Annotated in this window: 13 protein-coding genes; all 13 read right to left on the reverse strand. The window is 46.8% G+C overall.

Annotated elements, in window-relative coordinates; translation table 11 throughout:
- Positions 1-101 precede the first annotated feature (101 nt).
- Complete coding sequence (tccC, locus tag LGZ98_RS16505) at positions 102-3,233, reverse strand: insecticidal toxin complex protein TccC (protein WP_113043486.1); 3,132 nt, start codon at positions 3,231-3,233, stop codon at positions 102-104.
- A 133-nt stretch (positions 3,234-3,366) separates the two neighbouring features.
- Complete coding sequence (tccB, locus tag LGZ98_RS16510) at positions 3,367-8,058, reverse strand: insecticidal toxin complex protein TccB (protein ID WP_113043487.1); 4,692 nt, start codon at positions 8,056-8,058, stop codon at positions 3,367-3,369.
- An 87-nt stretch (positions 8,059-8,145) separates the two neighbouring features.
- Positions 8,146-11,046 carry an insecticidal toxin complex protein TccA gene (tccA, locus tag LGZ98_RS16515; RefSeq protein WP_158536594.1) on the reverse strand — a complete coding sequence of 967 codons (2,901 nt, stop codon included), beginning with the start codon at positions 11,044-11,046 and terminating at the stop codon, positions 8,146-8,148.
- Between the two features lie 666 nt (positions 11,047-11,712).
- Complete coding sequence (locus tag LGZ98_RS16520; protein WP_387491092.1) at positions 11,713-11,883, reverse strand: DUF6392 family protein; 171 nt, start codon at positions 11,881-11,883, stop codon at positions 11,713-11,715.
- A 108-nt stretch (positions 11,884-11,991) separates the two neighbouring features.
- Positions 11,992-12,459, reverse strand: coding sequence for a DUF6392 family protein (locus tag LGZ98_RS16525; RefSeq protein ID WP_113043489.1), 468 nt, complete (start codon positions 12,457-12,459; stop codon positions 11,992-11,994).
- 91 nt (positions 12,460-12,550) lie between these two features.
- On the reverse strand, positions 12,551-13,018 hold the full coding sequence (locus LGZ98_RS16530) for a DUF6392 family protein (protein ID WP_113043490.1): 468 nt from the start codon (positions 13,016-13,018) through the stop codon (positions 12,551-12,553).
- A gap of 107 nt (positions 13,019-13,125) precedes the next feature.
- Positions 13,126-13,590: a DUF6392 family protein gene (locus tag LGZ98_RS16535; RefSeq protein ID WP_113043491.1), complete on the reverse strand. Its 465-nt coding sequence runs from the start codon at positions 13,588-13,590 to the stop codon at positions 13,126-13,128.
- Positions 13,591-13,698: 108 nt separating this feature from the next.
- Entirely contained in the window at positions 13,699-14,166 is a 468-nt protein-coding gene (locus tag LGZ98_RS16540) for a DUF6392 family protein (protein WP_113043492.1), read from the reverse strand.
- Positions 14,163-15,824, reverse strand: coding sequence for an S-type pyocin domain-containing protein (locus LGZ98_RS16545; protein WP_113043493.1), 1,662 nt, complete (start codon positions 15,822-15,824; stop codon positions 14,163-14,165). Before LGZ98_RS16545 ends, LGZ98_RS16540 begins: the two co-directional genes overlap by 4 nt.
- A gap of 400 nt (positions 15,825-16,224) precedes the next feature.
- Positions 16,225-17,142, reverse strand: coding sequence for a GNAT family N-acetyltransferase (locus LGZ98_RS16550; RefSeq protein WP_262978300.1), 918 nt, complete (start codon positions 17,140-17,142; stop codon positions 16,225-16,227).
- 2 nt (positions 17,143-17,144) lie between these two features.
- Positions 17,145-18,416, reverse strand: coding sequence for a phenylacetate--CoA ligase family protein (locus LGZ98_RS16555; protein ID WP_262978299.1), 1,272 nt, complete (start codon positions 18,414-18,416; stop codon positions 17,145-17,147).
- A gap of 29 nt (positions 18,417-18,445) precedes the next feature.
- On the reverse strand, positions 18,446-20,851 hold the full coding sequence (locus LGZ98_RS16560) for an acyl-CoA reductase (RefSeq protein ID WP_113043496.1): 2,406 nt from the start codon (positions 20,849-20,851) through the stop codon (positions 18,446-18,448).
- Position 20,852: 1 nt separating this feature from the next.
- A complete protein-coding gene (locus LGZ98_RS16565) occupies positions 20,853-21,983 on the reverse strand; it encodes a LuxE/PaaK family acyltransferase (protein ID WP_113043497.1) in 1,131 nt (376 codons plus the stop codon).
- Positions 21,984-22,267: the final 284 nt, after the last annotated feature.

The following is a 22,267-nucleotide window of genomic DNA, read 5'->3' on the forward strand; positions in this document are numbered from 1 at the left end:
AAATTAAATTGTTTTTGATATTAAAGTAACCGCATCCTAACTCGAAATCTCCGCCCAATATTGGACGGAGATTTCTGGCAATGTTTACTACAATATATTGACTACAAAGAAATAACCCGTCGTGCAGCTCCTATCGCACTGGTTCCATAGTCTATCGCATTGGCGATCCCTGTGGTGGTCAGGACCCTGCCTCTAATCTGATTACCAATCATGCCAGCAATATTATCTATACCACTGCCGATAGCACCTAGCCCTCTGGAAATCCAACTGTCTCTTCCCATCACTCTGTGCAGACCAGTTCCAATGCCACCGGCAAGCCCGCCGAGAACACTAAATATAGGCTCAAAGACAGGTCTGGCTACACTGAAATGTACTAATTGTCTGGCTAAACCGGCGGCATATGGGCTGACAGCCCGGCCTAAGAGCCTACCCAAAAATCCGCCACCTATTACTCTGTTGATCGCCATTTCCGCCCCCAAACCCGCGGCATAACCCACCGCGTAATTCGCTAAATGTCCGGCGGGGTTACTGGCGACATCTAAACCAAAACCAATCCAAGAGCCATAATAGGTGCCAATACCGGCATGAATCCCGGCTCTGGTACTCCCTTGCGTACCAGTGATCATCCCACCAGCAGCCCCACCCGCCGCTGCCCCGATTTCATGTGTAAGGGTAGAGGAAGTCCCCAGCATGGTATCAATGGTGCCTACCGCACTCCCGGCCCCAATAGCGCCACCTATCCCACGGTCAGCATTATTTATCCATGATCCCACAGCCCCTGTTACCGCCCCGGCGGCTGATGCAACACCAACACCTTGTGCCCGCGCACCATAAGCCGCGGCTGAACTCGCCCCGGCAGCCGCGCCCGCCGCTGACTGTACTAACGTCGATTTTCCCTGTACGAGTCGAGCAAGTAATGCTCCACCCTTTTCCAGAAGGCTACCTACGTTATATCCCATCAATGCGCCAATCCCTGCGCCTACGGCCGCAACCCCCAGAATGACGGGAATAGCCGCACCAGCCGTACTGGCAATGGCAGCCGCAAGCCCCCCAATCGCAATCCCGCCGGCAATGGCTCTGCCAATTTTTTGTCCCCGTCTCATTGACGCAGACATTCCCTCATCAGGTTTACGAAACAGAAATGAAGCAAACCAAAATGTATTCCGATTTCGGTTCGGAGACGGTGCTAATCCGTCATGGTCAGTCAATGTGATGGGGTTATTCCTCACCATCCGGTACAAATTCAGCCCATCCACGGTTCCCGCCGGATCAACACTCAACCATCGGCCCACCCAAGGCTGATAATAGCGGTAGCCGTAATAATATAATCCGGTGGCATCCCGCTCTTTACCGGAGTAACGAACAAATTTGTAGCTGGCTTCTGTCTGATTTTTCGCTGCCCATAGCGCGGTGCCGCCATACGGATAATACTCTTCCTGACTGAGAATCTGCCCTTCGCTATCCAGTTCAAGCTGGCTGGAGCCGAGCAGATTATCGTAACTGTAGCGCACCTGATTGTTATCGATATCTGCCGGTTTACCGCTTTCCCAGTGTAATACCCTTACCTGTGCGCGACCCGCTTCACCGACTGTAATCACCTGCAAATTTTGAGTTGTTTTATCTACAACTCCAGTTATGCGCAGCTCTAATCCCGGAAGATAAGTCACCCGTTGTACTTGAGTGCTGTTACCCGTCTGCTGTTCACTCACTTTTAGCAGCCGCACGCCATCACTGCTATAACGATACCATTCACTATCACTGCTATTTTCGCGGCTCACCGGGGTTACTCGTTGCAATTCACCACGGAGATTCCAATCCAGATTTTGTCCTGGTATTAACGTTTTCTGATGACCGCCGGAATCAAATAGCGCATCCACTCGGGTTGGATCTGTCGTTAATGTACTCAATACCGTCCGGTTACTGCGGCTTGAAACGGTCATCTCTGTGGTGTAACTATTTTGAGTCGCGGGTGAACTGTGTCGGATCTGAACCAAATTACCGCCACGGTCATAAATATAGGTACGAAGGTAATTGGTATAAGTGTTGTTGTCTGTAGGCACAGGCATGGCGGGTGAGGGAAGTTGGTTGCTTTGCTGGCCGATATTGGCCATTTCGCGCCCTGTCGCACTCATAAGCTGATACAGAGAATCATAAACATAACGGTTCTCAGGCTCCACTTTTTGATTGCGCCAAAAGCGGGTGGCTTCGGCATCATTATGGATACTGACGACATTCCCCACCGGATCATACTCATAGCGTAGATCCTGCAATACTCTGGCTCCTGATTGACTCTCTTCGGCACGGAAGGTGGTAATACCAATCAAACGTTGAGTTTCCGGTTCATAACTGTACTCGGTAATCACGCCGTTACCATGCTCTTCACGCAATTTATGACCTGCGGCTGACCAGCTCAGAGACTTAACAATCACCTGTTCATTCTGGCCTTTCACGGTCAACCAACTCCCTTTTAACTGACCGGCAATGTCATAAGCCAGACGCTGAATATTGCCTTTCGCATCGGTTTGGGTCAGTAAAGCCCCTATGGCATTGGTTGTACTTTGTGTCGTATAAACCTCACTTGCCAGCATCCCCTGCCAAACAGTTTCATCGTCACCGCTCCAGTTCACCTCCTGCCCTTCAACCAGCAACTGGTGAGATTGGGATAAAATAGCCCCAGCCAGTGACTGACTTATCAACCTAGTAACGCCCGCTGTGTCATAGTGGCGTATACACAAGCCAGAGAGGTTATACTCTTTCTCCTCTGTAGTATTCTCAGCCCAGATAAAGCGCTCTGTTACTTGAGAAGTTTCCTGATCAAAAACTTGTTCGCTCACAGATAACAAGCGACCGGGCAACGTGTTGCCTTCATAGCGACGAGTCTGACGAACACCCGCCGCATTCATCGTCATTACCGGACGACCTTCAATATCATTTAATGCAACAGTACGGCCAGCATCGACACTCTCTATCCGCAAAGCATTACCAACCAAATCATGCTGCCAGACAAAATTAGGCTTCACCGAGTTATCAGCCTGTTTTGCATCATACAAGCGTGGGTCAATGCTGTGATTCAGGTGTCCACGGACATCATACTGGTAACGGGTGACGCGGGTATCAGTATCCCCGCCGATTACAATACGGTGAAAACCGATATCACGAATGGACAGACCGCGATTATCTAACACGCTGACCGCTGGGGTTTGAGTATAAAGAGTGGTATCAGACGTACTCATATCATATTCCTTCTATTTTGTTTTACAGCTTCCCTTCCAATGAAATGGAGAAAGATCGCAAGATTGATTTTAGGTATGACAGATCCTCTCCCACTCTGGCTACCAGAGTGGGAAGTCTTAGTTAAAAGTTAATTTAAAAGAGTGTTTTCTTGACTTGGCTCGCGAAGCTGGCACCGCCATCGCAAGCGGTATAATGTACCTGCACCAGTACATCATCCATATTCGCCAACAGTGACGCCTGCATCTCATCCGCCTTCAATGTGTTGCCATCAATATGTTCATCCACTGAACGTGGAAAGGTAAGCGTCCATTTGGAGACTGCACCCGTGCCCTCAAACGATAGATAGCGCTCATCTTCCAGACGCAGCTCAAAGTTACCGGCATCATTAATGCCAGAAGAGAGCGCCACTTGCTGGCTGGCACGCAGGTTAGTGACAATATGCGTCGCATCACCCTCTTTACCTGTCGGATCATTGAGACGTTTAACACCATTGATATCTGCTGCTAACAATGTACTGCTGCTGGTCTGGGTAAGTGTTGCCTTCACATTTTGATACGGTCCGATCAACGTCGGCAGTGTTACTGACACAGTTTTAATCTGGCGCAAATAGTGCCCCGGATAGTCGTTGTCAAACAGCTTTTCGCTTAATGGAAAGTCGATTTTGCCTTCGGTTTTTAACTTATTGAAACCACCATCGCCCAATAAGCTTTTGAGCGACACAGTACGGATCACATTAAGACGGCGTTCATGACGAGCCAAATAGGCCGCTTCCATCTGATGCAAGTTAAGTTGCAGTGTCTCCCCCACTTGCAGACCACGATAATGGTCATTCCAGGTACCGGTCTGGATAAAAGTGGCGGCGTAATCACCCAATTCATACTGCCAACAAGCCTGGGCGGACAAACACAGAGAAACCACAGCGTCGTACGCTTGATAGTACAACGCGGCTAATTGACCGCTCAGCCACTGGTACAGAGTCGCCTGGGTGAAACGAGTGGTCAGGTAAGTCAGCATGGTTCGAATTTGTACCTGCTGTGCCTTCGCCTGTTGCAGGGAAGTCTGCGCTGCTTTTTCACGCACTGCCAACGCATCCAACTGTTTCTGTAATGCGTCGACCTCAGACTGTGCCTGTTGGTATTGAATTTGCCACTCTTCACGGCGGCGACGGTAGTTCTCCGTGGTTGCCAGACGCTCGGCCACCACGCTGGTAGCTTGACCGGCAGCCATCAATCCGATGGCAATCGCTTCCGTTACCCCTTCATAGCGCGAGCCACCATCAGCCAAACCAAAGATATTCGGGATCACTTTCAACGCGCCACTGGCAGTTTGTACGCCGGTGGAAGAAGAAATCAGGGATTGTGCTGACGTTTGGGTATCCATCACCAGTTGTTCCGCGCTGGAGATGTTGTTCTGATACAAGGTGTAATAATGGTCATGACGCTGTTGCGCCGTCGCCTGACTGGCTTGCAGCGCCAGACGATCCGCCGCCAATCCATCCAACGCCTGTTGTTGTAACGTGATGGCATAGCTGGACATATCCAACAGTTGCTGTTGCGCCAACTCTTCTTGACCGGCCCGTTCGCTACGTTCCAACAAGCTAAGCAGGTTCTGACCAAAACCGGTCAGCGTCCCCACGGCGCTGTAAGCTCGCGGCAACATAGCGCTGAAACGGTATGGTGGTACCGTCAACATGGCACCACTGACGCCATTCGTTAAGGTGCCGGATTGAGCACGCTGAGCCAACAGCGCTACCGGATCAGCAGGCACAGCATACAGCGGCAGAGAAAGCGGCTTGCCATCAACGGTCAGGTTATGACGCAGATTGTATAACCGTGCATCCAACGTATCCCAATGGGACAACATCAGAACATTGAGCGGTTCATTAAAATAGCCATTATCTGCCAGTTTCAAGTGGCTAATGTTATTGCCCGGTAATGCGGGTAAAACGGTATTACTGTTAGCCAACTGGTGCTCAAAATCACGTAAAACCGTTTTTTGCCCGGCAGCCAAAGTATCGAGGGTTTGCGGCGTCCAAGTGCTACTCAGCGATACATCCGGCCGAGGCCCTAGCAATTCAGCGGCCAGATTGTAATAGACACGAGCCTGAGTCAAACCATCACGAGTCAACTGGCGATACCACATATCTCCCTGAGCAATCAGGTTGCTGACATAGGCGATAAACACTGCTTTCTGGTATATCACCGGATGGGCATAAGCCTGAGTATCCGGATCGATAGGATCGCCTAAATGACGTGATAGATCGCTGTGTCCTTCAACTAACGGACGTACATTCCAGTAAGCCGGCGCATTATGTGGCTTGTTTTTCATCGCTGGATCAAAGATGTAATGCAAACTCTTTTGTGCTGGCGAAAATTGCTGTTCGTTGGCAAAGCGTGTAGCAACCAGAAACGGCAAGTGAAAGAACAATTCCCAGAAATAGAGACCGTTTGAACCGTTAAAGTCCATTGGTTCACTCTTGCCATCAGTAACCAGATCGGCCTCCAGCGAAGGATCCGCCTGCAAGGTGTAATCCAGCAAACTATCCAACCCCAAATTGGCTTTCTCAATCAAGGTACGTACAAAGGTAGTGTTAAGACGGGTTTTCGCGGGTAATGATGAGGTCCAGAAGTCTAAATATTGCACCAAACCACGCTTGCTATCGTAACGGGAAATCAATCGCGGAATGGCATCCGGAGCTTTACTGTCTTGCAACGCAACATACACATTAAACCACTTACTAACCCAGGAATAGGCCCCTTTTCTCCCTGATGGGCGGTCATAATGATCCCACACGACATTCAAACAAACCTGTAGGTAGTTTTTATCCGGATCAGTGGAGAAATCCGCTTCGGACAAAGTATAAGTTGTAGAATAGGCTGCACCGCTGGCAAGTTGGAAATTTTGGCTACCATAATGTCTGAACAGGTTGCGGTTATCCGCAGTGTCAACATTGATTTCTTGATAGAATTTTCGGTTATCGGCGATTTTCTTGAAGTTTTTGATATAAGTGAGATGACCAGCGCCTGCAAAAAAGGCAATCAAGGTATCAATGCTAATAGCGTAATTTATTGCACCGGCCCAATCCCCCAAACGTGTACCATCCGGAATATACAGGTTATAACTGCTAGGATCATCCCCTACCCAAGCGATACCGCCATTTTTCACAGTAACGGAATGGTGTCCATAAAGCAGGAATATGGAATTCCATGCATCATTAACGGGCTGGTTTATATCCCATGTTCCATTAGGAGTAGACCCTCCACCATAACCCTGGGGATAATAGGTAATTACTGCATTATGGAAGCTGTAATAGTCTTCATCATCGTAATCCAGGTAAAAACCCTCGTTTCCTGTCCATGAAAAGCCATAACCAGACGTAGAATTGCTTTCTCTGTCATCATAACCAAACGTATGACGGTTAATAAAATCCCCATTAGTCGTGGTTTGGATATGGAGTGTCAGACCATCTTGATCGATATACACATAGGCACCGGCGGTACCCGGTTTCAGATCATCAATTTTACTTACCCAACCCGTATTTTCAGGATCTTCTGTTGGCTTGCCCGGAACAACCTTAGTGATCACATACTTTTTATCGTATACCGCGAATTGCAAGCAGTTTTGATCATTTGTTTCATCACGATAGGTACTAAACAAAAAATCCTTACTCAATGGCCTGAGAATATGGCGATTAAAGGCTGAATCACAATACAAGTAGCCATACACAGTAGGGCGATTCTGAGATGGGCTTCCCGTAAAATTGCGCACAAACACCCCCAACATCAGACGGCCATACGGGTTACTGTCAGTTTCCTCCGTCGGATCAATACTAAAGTCGGTGGTAGCCAACAAATTCACATCTCGTAGCACAATGTCATTTTCATCAATCGACAAACTAGTGCGTGATATATCCTGATCACCATCTCCATTTTGTCGCGTCATCAACGTGGTAGTATTCGGCGCCGTCCAAGTATCATCATAGCGTTTATAACCAAACTTTATGCTATAGGCATGGGTCTTACCGATATCTTTGCCGTCGTCTCCCTTTTGCACTGCCGGGTCACGCTCAACCCAAGCCACATACAGCCGGTCGTTATAAAATACCGGGCGAACTGTATGCTCCAGCACCGTATCACCAGACAACGGCAAGGTAATTTCCTGCCAATCATTCCAACAATTCGGTGTTACCGGATTTCCCGCCGGGTCCTGACGGTTTTTACTCAAATCCATCTGACGCCAGTAGTAGCGATACGGTTTAGTGGTAGTGCGACCAATAAAGTAATAGATGGCTTGGTCAAATTTATCCTGATTAATATAACCACTGAGCACATACAGATTACTCACTGCCTCAAACTCATTGAGGTACGCCAAAACAGCATCCTGCACCCGGTCCGGATCGAGTCGGTTCTGGTTTAACGTGGTCTCCAGCTCCGAGAAATAATGGCTTTTTTCCTGCCGGGTGATGGGGGAAATGTAGTTCTCAGCGTAATTTCGAACCTCAGCCCCCGCAGCCCAAATAGCATATTGGTTATCATTATCACGCCATTCGTTAGCGGTAGAGGGTTCCATTGCTTGGCGCCCCGGTTCAGAGCCGTTGACCAAACGAGTCATATATTGCTGTATGCTGGCAATCGCTTGAGCAACTCGGCTGGTCTCAACCTCATCAGCCACTTCCGGGTCAATCAGCAAATATTCGTACAAGTCTTCCACCGTCACCGGCTGACCACTGACGCCTTTCAGCGTCGGTGCCACAAAATTCATATAGCCAGTCACCAACGCATCACGCTGGGATTCATTCAGTTGTTTTTCCATTGTCGATAACATAATTATCTGCCTTACTTAAATGGCGGTTTAGAAACAGCCTCATTGGGCCGTACGGAAAAATCAAATCCACTCAGATAGTGAACGCACTCAGTTACTACCCTTGACATGGGATACGCCAGCCACCAGCGCCTGACCGGTGCTTTGCCAAAGGGTATAATCACTATCACGGCTCAGGACATAACCTTGCTGTTGCTGTGTAACGCCAAGACCCGTCTGGTTCTGTGCCTGTTGCAGATGCAGAAGCGTATCCAGTTGCGGAGTGGTTTTGGCAATCCCACCTAATACCGCCCAAGCGGCTTGCAGTTCGTTAGCCTCCCAACCCAACAGAGTTGCCAACGTCTGCGCAGCATCCGCCTGACTCAACGACGTAGCAGCATTAGCCGCGCACAGGTAGGCCAGTACATCATCTTCCGACCCGCCACCGGCTTTACCCACCTGGAGCAACAGATCACTGTAACGGCTTAAGGTATAGAGCATCCACAAATTGATATCGGTCACTGTTTCTACGGAAGCGCCAAAATAGACTGGATAGTCCAGCAAGGTTTGCACCATTGCAGGACTCAACGTGAATTGTTGGGTTAACAAGGAACGGCGTACCACTTCACGTAATTGACGCAAATAGTCAGCGGGAATATCAGCCGCAGTTTTAACGGTTTTCTTCAATGCCCAAGTCGCACTCAGCCACTGATAGGTTGTTTGCCCACTCCAACGCAACAACAACGCAGGCAGTGACTGACTCACATTCAGAATTTGCGCCAACAGACTGACAGCGACACCTTGCTGAGTTTGCTGCGCTTGATTCAGCGTATTCGTCAGAGTAGTCATTGCCAGCTTCTTATCTGCATCAGACAGACTTTGTGTATTAACCACCGTGGCTATAACACTTTCTATGCCAGCATCAGTCACCAGACCAACCTTATCGATAAGCGGGCTATTACCTGCCGAGAGCAGAGCAAACCAGTCAATAACGTGGCCGCTGGTATCAACTAATGGCGCACCACTACGGGATAACAATGTTGCATCCACCAATGTACTGCCCAAGTTCTGCCACACTTGACGGATAAAGTTCAATTGATCGTCAGTGCCCTGCCCGGTAAAGGTAGAACCGCTACTCAACAGTAAAAGTAAGGTTTCAACGGGTAAATCGTGCTGTTGTTGCCATTGAGCGATCGCACTTAGCGCTTGCAGCAAACTCAGGATATCCACCACCAGCGGGGAATCTTTTTGCGGTACCGTGATTGTCGGTTTTCCTGCCAGTTGCTGCCAGACGATGCCTGTACCTGCATCTAATTGATCCGCCAAGGCACAAAAAGCCTCAGGATCTATCCCCAATGTACGCGCCAGATTAGCCAGACGGTAGAAAGCTGACACCACAAACAGATTACAGTTGAGTGTACTTTGCGTGATATTCCCCTGTTGACGGGCAATATTATCCGCCAATAACAGGAACTGACGATGATTGAGGCCCAGTGCAGTGCTGATATGCTTAACACGCGCCCCATCTCCCCCGGTGGTCAATGTATAGACAAAATCCTGATTATCTATCACAAAAGGTGTATCAAAGGTGCCAGCGGAGTTAAACACCTGATCTAAGAACGGTATTGCTGGTGTAATGGCAAACGGGGTCACCACGCGCAGCCAGCCAGTAAATTGTTTGGCGGTCACACCGTACTTCGCCTGATAATGTTTGAACACCCCCAACATACGCAGCGTATTGTTACTCATCAACAGCGCAGTATTTCCTGCTTCCGCATCCATAGCAGAAGTCACCAACAGGTCAATATCCTCATAGGACAGATTCAGCCATTTTTGCAGGCGCACGATGCGGTTAATACGGTCCAATTTGTCATCTGTCAGATTGTTAACCGTCAGAGCAAAATGAGCCTCCGCACCACTGCGACTCAAGGTAATCGCCTCCGGCTTACCGGCATGAATAAAGCGGGCACCGTAAGCAAATGGCGTCGCTGTCGTGTCACTAGAACTCACATTATCAGACTTAACCACCGTAGAACCCCCGACAGTTGAACACAACATCAGTTCTACCTGGGGTACAGTCAAACTTGTTCGGCCGGTCAGTATAGTCATATCGCTGAAACTGTTCGCCGTAAGCGAACTATCACCATAATTTAGCTGATAGAAATCCTGACCGACGGTTTCCACCATGATTTTCTGCTGCTCTGGCGAAAGCTGACTCGCCATAATTTGTAGTCGAGTTAAAGCACCGGCAGTCGCATCGCTGAGCTTTCCTTTTGCTGTTGCCCAGAAGTTTTGCGGCAGATCCAGCGTCTGTGGCAGAGTGATATCTTGCAACGTAGTACCCAATACCGACTGAGCTGTCTGAATCTGCTGGTGACCATAATGATATGGCAAATTATTCGGGTAACGGGTGGTGGAGAGTTTGGCGTTTACCGCTTCCAGATCAGCCAAGCTCAGTTTCTTCTGAATGGCTTTGGACAGAATTTCATTAACCAATTGTAATTGCGGTACAACCTCATTGATCGCTTTATCATTAATTAACAAAGCCCCGATATCGGGTCGGCGCTCCACCAGCGTATTCATAATGGCACTAGCACCACTCTTTTCCTGTTCAAGGGCCAATTGATAAATATGAGTCAGATAAGCTACCGGGGCATCATTCGCTTCTGGTGACCCACTCGGAGCTTTATCTTTCCAACCCGTGTTTGCATCAAGGAACTGATTAGCGTAATCCGGACCTGATACGGAGAACGGACTTCTCAGGCTAAACTGAACCGCTTCACTAAGAGAATTACGGCGAAAATGGTGTAACACCTGATGAGCATAGCCCACTGCCAGGTCATACATTTTTTCAGCACTGCGCCCGAGATCAGCACGATGCTCACGAATAAAACGCTCACGCGGCATACGTACCACATCAAACACTGAGGTATAACCAAGATTGGTCAATTTACCGGGCAGGTTGTAGATCTCTTCGGTACGGGAAATCAGGGGACTGGCGAGTTGATTCATACGGACTCCTGAATTGAGGTTTATCATGAGGAACAGGTTTTTCGCGCAAAAAACAATCATCATCTTATGTGTTAAGAAAATCAGGTCGCCCTGCCTTCTAAAGACGCCATACACGATGATGATGTGTGAGGAAAAATATAATAAATCACAAAACTTGCTTACATTAAAAAACAAAATACAGACAATAAAATAACTTTACCTTTATATAATTATTTAGAATAAACATTTACGTATATTTATAATTAATTTACAAAAAAATTAATATAATTAATATTCTTGGTGTATTTTCATTATTTTTTAAACAATATATACCCTATGGATTTCAAGATGCATCGCGACGGCAAGGGAGTGAATCCCCGGGAACATATTCCGATAATCATCCCCCTTTTCCCAGGGCTTAAATCCTGCCACATTAACCGTTTTATCCTTTTTTTATTGGGTTATTTTTATCGTTTTCTTCATAAAATAACCGGCGAGAAAGCGATTTAATACCTATCTGCTCGGATAGTATTATTTTACGCGCGGATTTCTTTTCAATTCGCTATTAATGGTTAATGATTTTCGATTAAATGCAATTAATTCTTCCATTTGAAAAGTTGCATTTATTGAGTTAAATCCATCCTTGATATAAAAGCTTTAATAGGGTTAATGTAATTTATTTTAAATTCATCCCCTCACGATAAAACGCCAGCCCCCCTCTTTTACCATTTCCAAGAAAATAACCTCATCACCCGAAAAACCACTTGGTTTAATTTTATAATGGTTCAACCCTTTATTAAAAATTTCCTGATAGGTTTTCCCTAAGCTATTAATTAACGCTTCAACGTTAATAGTCATTATTTATATAACCTCTATTCTTGACTCAGCCAATTCATCTACAACTTTATTTTTCAAACTATCCGCAAATGAATTGGATTTTAAAAATAACCTCCCATCTATTGTTGATTACCAACGAACTTCTGATGTAGGCAAGAATGCAATTGACTTCACTTGTTCCAATAGATCGTAATCAACCTGCATACTGGTTGGTATGCGAAAATCCAACACAGTGTATAAATCAGCCCATCCAAATTGACGCTTCATTATTACCTCTGGAGGCTGCGATTTTTCAGGCTCCCCAAACTGCTCATGAATCCACTGTCGTGACATTTGAGAAACCAAAGGAGATGGTAGCTCATTCGGAAATTGATATAAGGGTCTCTTTTCATCAAATAGAGTCAATGTAATTTCTTTTAAATGCTTTCCCTCCCGATAAAACGCCAGAAAAACTCCCTCTCTGACCATATCCAGACATACCACTTCACCACCAGAAAAACCTGATGGCTTAGTTTTGTAAGGAATTAATCCCTCATCAAAAATTTCCTGATAAGACTTTCCTAGACTATTTATTAGTGCATCTACGTTGACTTTCATTATTCATACTCATGATCTATTATCTGGGATAAATTGTTTTTCAACCAACATATCGGTTGTCTGTCCTAAACTATTTATGATTGCAAGAACATCAATCATTATTTACCGACTGTTCAAATAACAGTGCATCCACACGAAGATCAGTTTGATAAAGGAAGCGAATTTCTGTATTTGGGTACTGATCATTTAGTTTACGAGTATAGGCATCAAATCCGCCTATTAAGCCAATTACCGGAATTCTCTCCGGTCCACCACTGTAATCGGGTTCTCCCATAAACTCTCTGACGATAGATTTATTCATTTTGTGAAGAAATGGAGCAGGCATATCACCACTATATGTACCAGTATCATCAACAGTGTTGATTAATGTGAATTGAACAGAAATCAACACTTTTGATATAGCATCGAAAACTAAAGTAAGACCCGCCTCTGGTTCAACACTAAATCTAGAATAACCTTCGAAAGCAAACTCAAACTTTTCCTCTGGAATAAGTTTATTTTCAACTAACATATCTGCGGTCTTCCCCAAACTATTAATAATTTCAATAACATCTATCATTATTTACATGACCTCTATTCTTGGTTAAGCCAATTCATCTGAGATTTAACTTCCCAAACTGCTCGCAAATGAATTGGCTGTTAAAAAGAACCTTCCCTTTCTGCTAACTACCAACGCACTTCACTTGTAGGTAGAAATGTAACTCGACTGACTCGATCTAGAACATCGTGCAATACTTGCATACTAATTTCCGACTTACCCTGATAGGAATAAAGATATGTCCAACCAAATCTATATGTCAATGCTTCAAATAGAGGTGCTGATTTAATTGGTTTACCTAAATTCTTATCTACCCATTGGTGGTTCATTTCCTTAATTAAGGGATATGGCATGTTGTTCGGAAAAACAAAACTGGGACGCTCAGGTATAAGTAAAGTTAAAGTCATCTCTATGAATGTCTTAGTTTCTCGATCAAATGATAAGAAAGTCCCTTCTTTAGCCATATCAAGAGATATATCAGAGTCTCCGGGATAACCAGATGGCTTGGTTTTATAAGGAATTAGCCCTTCATCAAAAATTTCCTGATAGGTTTTCCCCAAACTATTGATTATGGCTTCAACGTTGATCACCATTATTCATATAACCTCTATTCTCGATTCAGCCAATTCATCTAAGATTTAACTTTCCAAACTGTTCGATAATGAATTGGCTTTTAAAAATAACCGCCCACCTATTGTTGATTACCAACGCACTTCTGAGGTAGGTAAAAACATTACAGAATCAACACGCTCAAACAGGTCATAATCAACCTGCATACTGGTTGGTATCCGAAAATCCAGTAGCGTATACAGTTCCGTCCAACCAACATCCTTCTTTAGAAATTTTCGCGGCGGAAGAGCCTTTTCTGGCTCACCAAACTGCTCGTGAACCCATTTCCTGATCATCAAAGGCTCCAAAGGAGAAGGTAATTCATTAGGGAATTGGTATGAAGGTCTCTTCTGATCAAGCAGAAAAAGCTCTACAGCAAATAAAATCTTACCATCTCTTTTAAACGCTAAATGAATACCCTCTTTAGCCATACTTAAAGTAATATCTGGAGCTCCAGGGTATCCTGTTGGTTTGGTTTTATAAGGAATTAATCCTTCATCAAAAATTTCCTGATAAGACTTTCCCAAACTGTTTATTAATGCCTCTACGTTGATTGTCATTTGTATACCCCTTGTTCTTCATTAAGTTTATGAATTTTGGCCCGAGCATCTTTAAGTTGCATTTCTGTTGCACCATAATCCTTTAATGCTGGAGTTATTGTATCAAAGTCTCTATCAACAGCTGCTCGTAAATCCCTTGAGTCCTGCTCTATTTGATATGGAGTATTTCTCCCTCCATAAGTAGCACTGATTTTTTGATGTACCTCTGCCGGAATAATAATGGCAGCAGCATCCTTATTTGCTTCATTTAATTTAGTAGGTGATGCATTTGGATATAGCTTCATTAAATTAGCCCGAATCGCAGCAGCCGAAGGCATATGATCCGCATGTGTTCCATTCCTTAGCCGCCCCGCAAAGTTCCTATACAAATCCACTTCAAACAATTTCACCGGCGGTTTACTCAGATACACATACACCGGCGGCATATTCGGAATGGGGAATACCAGAATATAATCGCGGAAATCCTTCTCTTCCGGCATCGGCAACGATTCAATATCGCTGCCCACTTTATCCGGGATCGGCAACACGGTTATTTGCGACGGAATAAACGGCTGTTCTTCATTCCCGGTATGGGCTGGAGCCTTGAATTCCTGTTCATTCGGCGTCCATAAAATCGTCGGCCGGGTTTCTCCCGGTTCCCAAAACTCGTAATTACCGGTGGTCCGATTCAGCGTCATCATGCGAACCGGCACTTTATCCAAACCGCCTTCCGGGCTGACGTGATATCCCTGAACCGTCATCCTGCCGCTTTTTTCATCTCTGATCCAGCGAAAACGTACACGAGTTGGTGCTTTTCCATACTGTTCCGCTATCTGTCTCAGGCGATACGGATCTAAGTAATCCTCTTCCCCCTGATTCAACGACGGTGAATAAAACAGCCCCATTAACCCAACCGTTACCGGATTCGGTGCCGCCAGCCAACGTCCAGCACTGATAGCGCCACCACCAATGTAACGCATTACCAGCGTTTCCCCTTCCGCTACCGCGCTGCGGGTAGTGGCGGCCACAGCGGTAGCAGCCGCTTCGGCATTATCTTTTCCACTACGAAACCACCGCTTATACCACGGTAATTTTTTATCCCGCGGCTTATCCGGTTCCGGCGGGTGTTTCTTGTCCTGCGGAGGTGGTTCAGGCTTTTGCGCCGTGACCGGAGCAGGAGATGACGGCACCTGATATATCGCCATTCTGCCAAAGTTATTTGCCGATTCAGGCTCAGTTCCAGCGTCAGTACACCCTTTACCCCGCTGGCAGGACTTCGTAAACACCGGTATCGGCGGCGGAGGTACCTGCGTTGCAGGCGGGCTTCCCACATCCTTTACCGGAGAAGAGAAATGCTGTTGCGCCATATTCGTGGGAGCGACAACCCGGTCAGCAGTCTTATCCTGCATCTCATAGCTGTCCATCTCCGAATTGATAAACCGAGCGCGACAGGGGCAAGTACTGACACTATCCAGCGTGCCAGCCAGCTTGCGCCCCATGTCAAACACATCGGATACACCACCAACAATCACGTAAGTACCGGGATGTTTGCCACAGGTAACCTTATCCCCTTCACGAGCGGTTGCTCGCCCATTAAATGTCATTGTGTGGTCACCGGTAATAATCTGACCGCCACAGGTTGTTTTATCACCAACGAGCAGGAAATACCCTATTGCCATTTATTCACTTCTCCAATGATTTACAACATGAAGAGTGAATCTAACTGAAATCATCATCATGCTTTTGCCACTTATGGATTAATAAATAATCAATAGTGCAATGAATTTCACTTAAAAACATATAGGAATATTCTGAAATTTAGAGAAATAATGTCGATTGATACTTGTAATTCATCATATTTTGCAACATTTTTGGTACAATTAATTATCAAAAGTGAGAATTTAAGCAGCAGTGACGAATTGGCAGAAGTACACCGCAGATTTTTTCAAATTATGGTCAGACTGTTAACCACTATCCGTTCAAAGTGCTGACCAAAAGACCAACACTTTGTCAATCATCTGCAAAACTATTCAAGCTTTGATGGGCTTTACCAGATTACCTCTGATAATCACAGAAAGGCTATGCACTTGCACAAGCAAACATACTTTGTTGATGCAAACTGCGAGCAAACTGACAATTTAAGGCTAACTCTTTCCTACTATGCCCCCGAACCAGTAAAGCTTCCCAATGGTGATGATAACCGGGCACAAACCCTGTACAGGCAAATCCTGCCTGCTGCAAAATTTCTATTGCCTGAAGAGTCCCTTCCCCTACCGGCAATTTCACATATATCAGTTTATGTGCCGGTAACTCTGCCACCTCTTTTACCCGCTCGGTTGTCTGCTTTTCTATCCACACTTCCAACCGACGTCCATGATTGGTTATACGGAAATCTGCATCAGCCAATGCCTCCGGTTGCAGAGGCTCTTGACCAAACACTTGAGTCACCGATGTCAACCACCTTTGCCAACCGGAAGGCCAATGTAACTCTGGAAATGGCCAGCTTTGTAAAGGTAAACAACCCAGTACTATGCTTTCCGGTCGCGCCTGATCAAATGGTGATGTTACATAGTCCGGCAACAATCCCGTGGTGTGAAACCCCAGATTTTGGGCCAGACGCTGACTGTAGTTATGTGACGACACTTGCTTAATCGTGAGTATGCTTAACCCTATTTCTTTGGCCTGATCACACAAATATCGCCCAAGAGCGGTAGCAATACCCTGCCCACGTGTCTGTGGATGTACTGCGATCAACGCCAGTTCAGCGCTTAATGAGCAGCGTTCATCCCGCCACAGTGCCGCATGTCCCAGCACGTGTCCATCCTGTACCGCAACAGCGGAATACCACTGTTTTGCCGCGTTATAACGGCCAAGCATGGTAGGTAAATAGACTTCCGGGTAGACATAATCTTCGCCGTAAACAACCCGAAATAACGCACTAACACCGGTAGAATCCTCTTCCCGGAATAATCGAATTAATGGCATTTCTGGATTCATGCTCACGCTGCCTTCTCTTCAGCACCATAACCACGATGATCAACTACCCGCATCAATTTACCGGAGCGTGGATGAGTGACCATATTTTCCAAAGCGCAGTAAGTGACCTCCATATGCAGTAATCCCTGATCACATAACTCTGCTATAGCGGGTTGTGCCACCAGCAACGCCTGATGCACTGATGTTGTCGATGGTGCCAGTGATGAATCGCCGGCTAACAAGAGTTCTATCTTATCTATGCCACCCTGACGGCTCAGCAATAACTGCCAAGCCAGTATGCCCTCTTGCTGTTGCAGTAAACGCGCAATATGGTCAGGAAAAATGGACAGTGAGCAAACTCGCACTCGGTGAGCGCTGCCCGCTCGCCCCTGCAAAGCGAATTTGCGGCGCGGCAGTCCTGACTCTTCACACCAACAGGCCATGTCACCCGTCGGGTAGCGGATAACCGGCATCAAGCGTCGTTGCAGGTTGGTCACAACCAATAGGCCATTTTGGCCGGGCGCCGTAATCGGCTGACCATTAACTTCGTCAATAATTTCAACAATAGTTTCCGTATCAAAAACCCGATGTTCGCCGTAATAGCAATCGGGAGACGCCGCCCCAATGAGACCCGCATCAACGCTGGCACAACCAACTGAACCAATACGCGCATTCGGAAATACGTGACTCAATAGTGTCAGTTGCTCTGGAAACAAACTTTCACCGCCATACAACAGGCGATCAATGCCGGGCATAGACTGACCGCACTGCTGCAAGGTACTGGCAAAACGTAATAGTTGCACCGTCACCCCAGCCAAAACATTAATCCCCAAGCTGACAATCGCATCGGCCAGTGCTCGATCATCAACTGACCAGGTAAACGGATACTCCACCACCGGCACCGGTGAATAGGACAAGGCACCGTGAATAAACAATAAACTGGTATACAAATCACCAGCCACAAACAGATTAGCAACGCGGTCACCTGGCTGTAATTGCTGTGCAAGCCCTTGACCAAATGCGCACACAAAAGCACGCCATTCGCTATGACTGAACACCGACAATCGACCATCACTGGTAGAGCCACCGGTTTTAAAAACATGACCACCGTTAACAGGGCCAGTTAATACCGACCAGTTTTCCAGCGATTGTGATTGCTGCCAATAGTCAGCAGGATTGATCAATGGCAGATCAGTTAGCGCCCAACCAGATCGCGGCAGATCACGATAAAGATCTTTAAAAAAAGGCGCATGATTGCGGGCGTATTCAACCAGATCGTGTAATGATAGTGTCATGATTTACCCAAAAAGTAGTATTATTGGTCTCAGAATCGGCTATCTAGCACCAGCGGCGTTTTGCCACTTTGCGGGTGACGATGGAACTGTCCAGCCGGTGTAGGGATAACGTCCAATTGAAGCAATCCACCACTGACGACCTGATTCAGCATCCCATGTTGCAACAGATGCATACGTACCTGCTTAGCATCCCCGTCGGCTAATATATAGATATAATCACAACCACTGGAATTTTTCCCTACCAGCCACTGCACCGGAAATGGTAGCCCAGCGGATAATTCTGTTGGGTTCAAAAAAATAGAACCTACCCGTAATAACGCACCATGACGGCCTTCCAGTTTAAACCGCGGCGTTGGTAATCCGCAGGCGCAGAGGCCAGGGAGCCAATAACCTAAGTCACCTATATCATAACGCTGGACCACCTGCCCTTCCCGTGCCAGAGGGGTAAACACCAGTCGACCGCTTTCCCCTGTCGGAACAGGCTGATCACTATCAAGAGCCAAGATTTCCAGCCATTGAATATCAGATAACAGATGGAACTCCCCTTCTTGGCAACAAGCACAAGCATGGCCTAACGGACCGGCATCCACGGAACCGTAAATCGCCGATTGAATTATCTGTACACCAAAACTGGACAGAAACCGACGTCGCTCTTCACCAATATGCTCACCACCGGTAAAAATTTTGCGTATCCCACCATAGGCGCGTAACGCAGCCTCTTCACATTCAAACAATCGGTGTATAGTGCTTGACATTCCCGCCAGCGTATTGATTCCCTGAGTGACAATAAAGTGCCTGATTTGGCTAAAATCATCGTCTATTGGCCCCCCCATCGGGTAATGCGGCACGGATAATTTATCCAGCACAGTGAAGAAACTCATCAGACCGCCATACAAGTTACTGCCATAAAACAAATTCATTACCCGATCTTGGGATGGCTCCAGGCCAGCAGCAAATAAGCCATCTGCCGCAGCCTGCATTTGACTGTGATAATCTCGATGGCTGAAACCCGCCAACTTTGGCTCACCACTACTGCCACCGCTACGGAAAAACACCTGTGCTTTTGCCGTCATACCGCCGCTCTGAAACTTTGCTTTATCCATCACTGGAATCCCTGCCAGTTCCGGCGGATTGGCCGACCATTTATCCAACGTGACATGGCCTGGCAGTTGTTCAGCTTTCAAACTGACGGAGACACGTCGCGCCAGCCGAGTCAATGCATAAACACCATCATGTGGCTCACCCTCGTAGCCATCATGCATAGCTCCAGCCTGACATATCCGGCTAACACCAGCGGCCAACAACTGACGACTCAACATCGGCAGCGCTTTTTCTTTCGCTATCAGAGCACAACTTTGCAAATAGGGGCGCCACGGCAACAAAATCTCAACCAATTGTGCACGTGGTGCCGGACGGACTTGCAAAGTACGGTACAGAGGCGATGGAGCAAGCTCTTGACGCTGTATCCAGGCTACTCGCCAGCCATTGCCCTCTTCTACCGAACCGCGGAATTCAGCAAAAGTGTGATCCAACTTCAAAAATGCCATCTGACTGCTGATTTCCGCCGCTTCCTGTATGTCTGTCTGTAAAGCTGGCCATATTGACGCGCGTCGTGCCAGTGCGGCAGCCACAGCACCAACAACTTCCCGTAAAACGTTCTCGTCAGCGCTATCTACCAACAAACACTGTGGACTGGAACACGCTTGTTGGTCAAAACGGCAAACATCATCAGCCAATGCATCGTAATCAGCATCACTGGCAGCCATCGGCTCCAAATAAGCAAAACTGATACGATGTCCCCAATCTATCCAACGGCAACCGGGTCGTAGTTGGCTACGAATAGCGGTCAGGGCGCTATGACTGCCCCAGGCAGATACTGCATCAGCACACGCCAGTAATTCTGATAATTGATCAGATGGCAAAGGCAACACGGATATATAAGGTGCCAACGTGCCGCTCAGGTCATGACGTAGGAATTCAGCCAGTATCTGCGCATTAAGGCCGTGGTCACTGCTACTAGGACGTAACCAGTTGACATTACCCACTAGCAAGCTCTCTAACACGGCCATAAATGGCAGCAAAGGCGCATTGGCCGGCGTAATATGCACCACCAATCCCAACGGTTGCCAAGTTTCAAAACGGGGTTGTGTATAGTCAAAGCGACGCAGAGAAAAGGGCTGTTCTCCCAGTTCGTGCCGCAACTTTGCCTCTAAAGCATCGCGATGACAGAAGTGACGTAACGCGGTGATGGTGGCTCTATCCAGCGCAAGCTTAACAGCAACAGTATCGAGATCATCAACGAAGCGCTCAGCACACGCCAATACCTGTTGTACACTTGGGGGACAAGCCAGCGTCTCAGCCAAATTACCTTTAAGTTCCGCCAATACGCTAGCGGGCTCCAAGTCAGAGATAACCTTACCATTCACTAAATACATTTCAGGACTCCTTTATCAACTCAGAAGCGGCAATCGCACAACTGCGGCTTTTACTGGTACCGGCACGACCTAGTAACTCAAACCAATCGGTAGCTAACTCACAACCACATTCAGCGGCCGGATGCAGCACCGCCAAATCGCTCACCACAATACTGTGTGCCGGGCTGGAAGTGATATAAGGTGATACCAAATGCAGAAAACCTGGCTTACCATAGGGTTGAACCGCCATGTTAGTTGTATCGCGGATATAGGTTCGGGCATAGACCGGCACATGAAAATGGTGATTTCGGCACTCAACATAAGGCACTGGATGCTCCACCGAACCGTAACCATCCCGGCACCGCTCGTCAGGAATACCCAGTTGTTCCCCCAAACGCTGATACAGTAAGGATTTTGGAATAGCTTTATCAGCGTGCGTTTTCCAACCTCCACCTAAAAAGACCAGTGACTCAGGATGCAGCTGCACCGACGGCAACCCCATTTCCTGCATCCGCTCCAGTGTGAACCACAAGAATGCCGGAAAGCCCAAGATACGCACCGGCAGCCCTTGTGCCGCAAATTCTTGTAAGGATCGGATAACGCCAAAAGGATCAAACTCATTGCTTTTTCCGTTGTGGCGCAGTGCATAACAGGCTTGGTTTACCGGTGCATACTTGCACAGATACTGATCGGTATACGCGGTTCCCAACGTAACCGTACCGGCAGGCTCATAACTTAGCAGCAAGTAATTGCAGGGCTGCTGCGGCGTATTCCAACCGTAATACTCGAAAATCCGTTCAACCATATTTTGAGCTGCACGCATACTACGTGCATCGTAACGCATACGGCTCTTTTGGCCGGTTGTCCCGGAAGAAGTCAACTCCAATGCATTCCTACCAGCGGTACTGAGCAACAATTGGCGTTTGAAATAATTAGCGAAAATAGGCGGCAAACGCGACCAATCGTCCAGTTTCTCCAATCTTTCCACTTCCAGATCGTTAGCCTTCAACCACTGAGAATAACCGGGAGTATTTTCACAGTGGTACAGAGTCAATTCACGCATGGCAGCATCAAATAATTGGTCGCAAACGCTATCGACCCGATAAGGATGATCAAGCGCACAAAGGGCATCAACATAAGCAAGAGAGGTCAAAAGTCGTCTCCAGAAATTAAAGAAAAAAGGGTATTTACTGCCCCTAAAATAATAGGTACGTTGTTTCAACCTCCGGCAAATAAATTCCGCCGAAGAAAAAATAATGACATGTTGAATACAACTCCTTAACCAAATAAAAACAGGTCACCGTTCTGATAAAACTAACATTTAATTTTGTTAATTCCTTGTAAGAAAAATAATAAAAACATAACAACTATGATTTAATAAACACTAATGTAATAACAAATTTATATTTAATAACCTTATCGACGAATTTAGACATC

It is taken from the genome of Photorhabdus kayaii, from assembly GCF_025384895.1.
GTDB lineage: Bacteria > Pseudomonadota > Gammaproteobacteria > Enterobacterales > Enterobacteriaceae > Photorhabdus > Photorhabdus kayaii.

Coding starts and splice junctions, on each gene's coding strand:
- LGZ98_RS16525 (WP_113043489.1), bottom strand. CDS start 12,459: ATGAAAGTCAACGTAGATGCACTAATAAATAGTCTAGGAAAGTCTTAT.
- LGZ98_RS16535 (WP_113043491.1), bottom strand. CDS start 13,590: ATGGTGATCAACGTTGAAGCCATAATCAATAGTTTGGGGAAAACCTAT.
- LGZ98_RS16555 (WP_262978299.1), bottom strand. CDS start 18,416: ATGACACTATCATTACACGATCTGGTTGAATACGCCCGCAATCATGCG.
- tccC (WP_113043486.1), bottom strand. CDS start 3,233: ATGAGTACGTCTGATACCACTCTTTATACTCAAACCCCAGCGGTCAGC.
- tccA (WP_158536594.1), bottom strand. CDS start 11,046: ATGAATCAACTCGCCAGTCCCCTGATTTCCCGTACCGAAGAGATCTAC.
- LGZ98_RS16550 (WP_262978300.1), bottom strand. CDS start 17,142: ATGAATCCAGAAATGCCATTAATTCGATTATTCCGGGAAGAGGATTCT.
- LGZ98_RS16540 (WP_113043492.1), bottom strand. CDS start 14,166: ATGACAATCAACGTAGAGGCATTAATAAACAGTTTGGGAAAGTCTTAT.
- LGZ98_RS16560 (WP_113043496.1), bottom strand. CDS start 20,851: ATGTATTTAGTGAATGGTAAGGTTATCTCTGACTTGGAGCCCGCTAGC.
- tccB (WP_113043487.1), bottom strand. CDS start 8,058: ATGTTATCGACAATGGAAAAACAACTGAATGAATCCCAGCGTGATGCG.
- LGZ98_RS16530 (WP_113043490.1), bottom strand. CDS start 13,018: ATGATAGATGTTATTGAAATTATTAATAGTTTGGGGAAGACCGCAGAT.
- LGZ98_RS16545 (WP_113043493.1), bottom strand. CDS start 15,824: ATGGCAATAGGGTATTTCCTGCTCGTTGGTGATAAAACAACCTGTGGC.
- LGZ98_RS16520 (WP_387491092.1), bottom strand. CDS start 11,883: ATGACTATTAACGTTGAAGCGTTAATTAATAGCTTAGGGAAAACCTAT.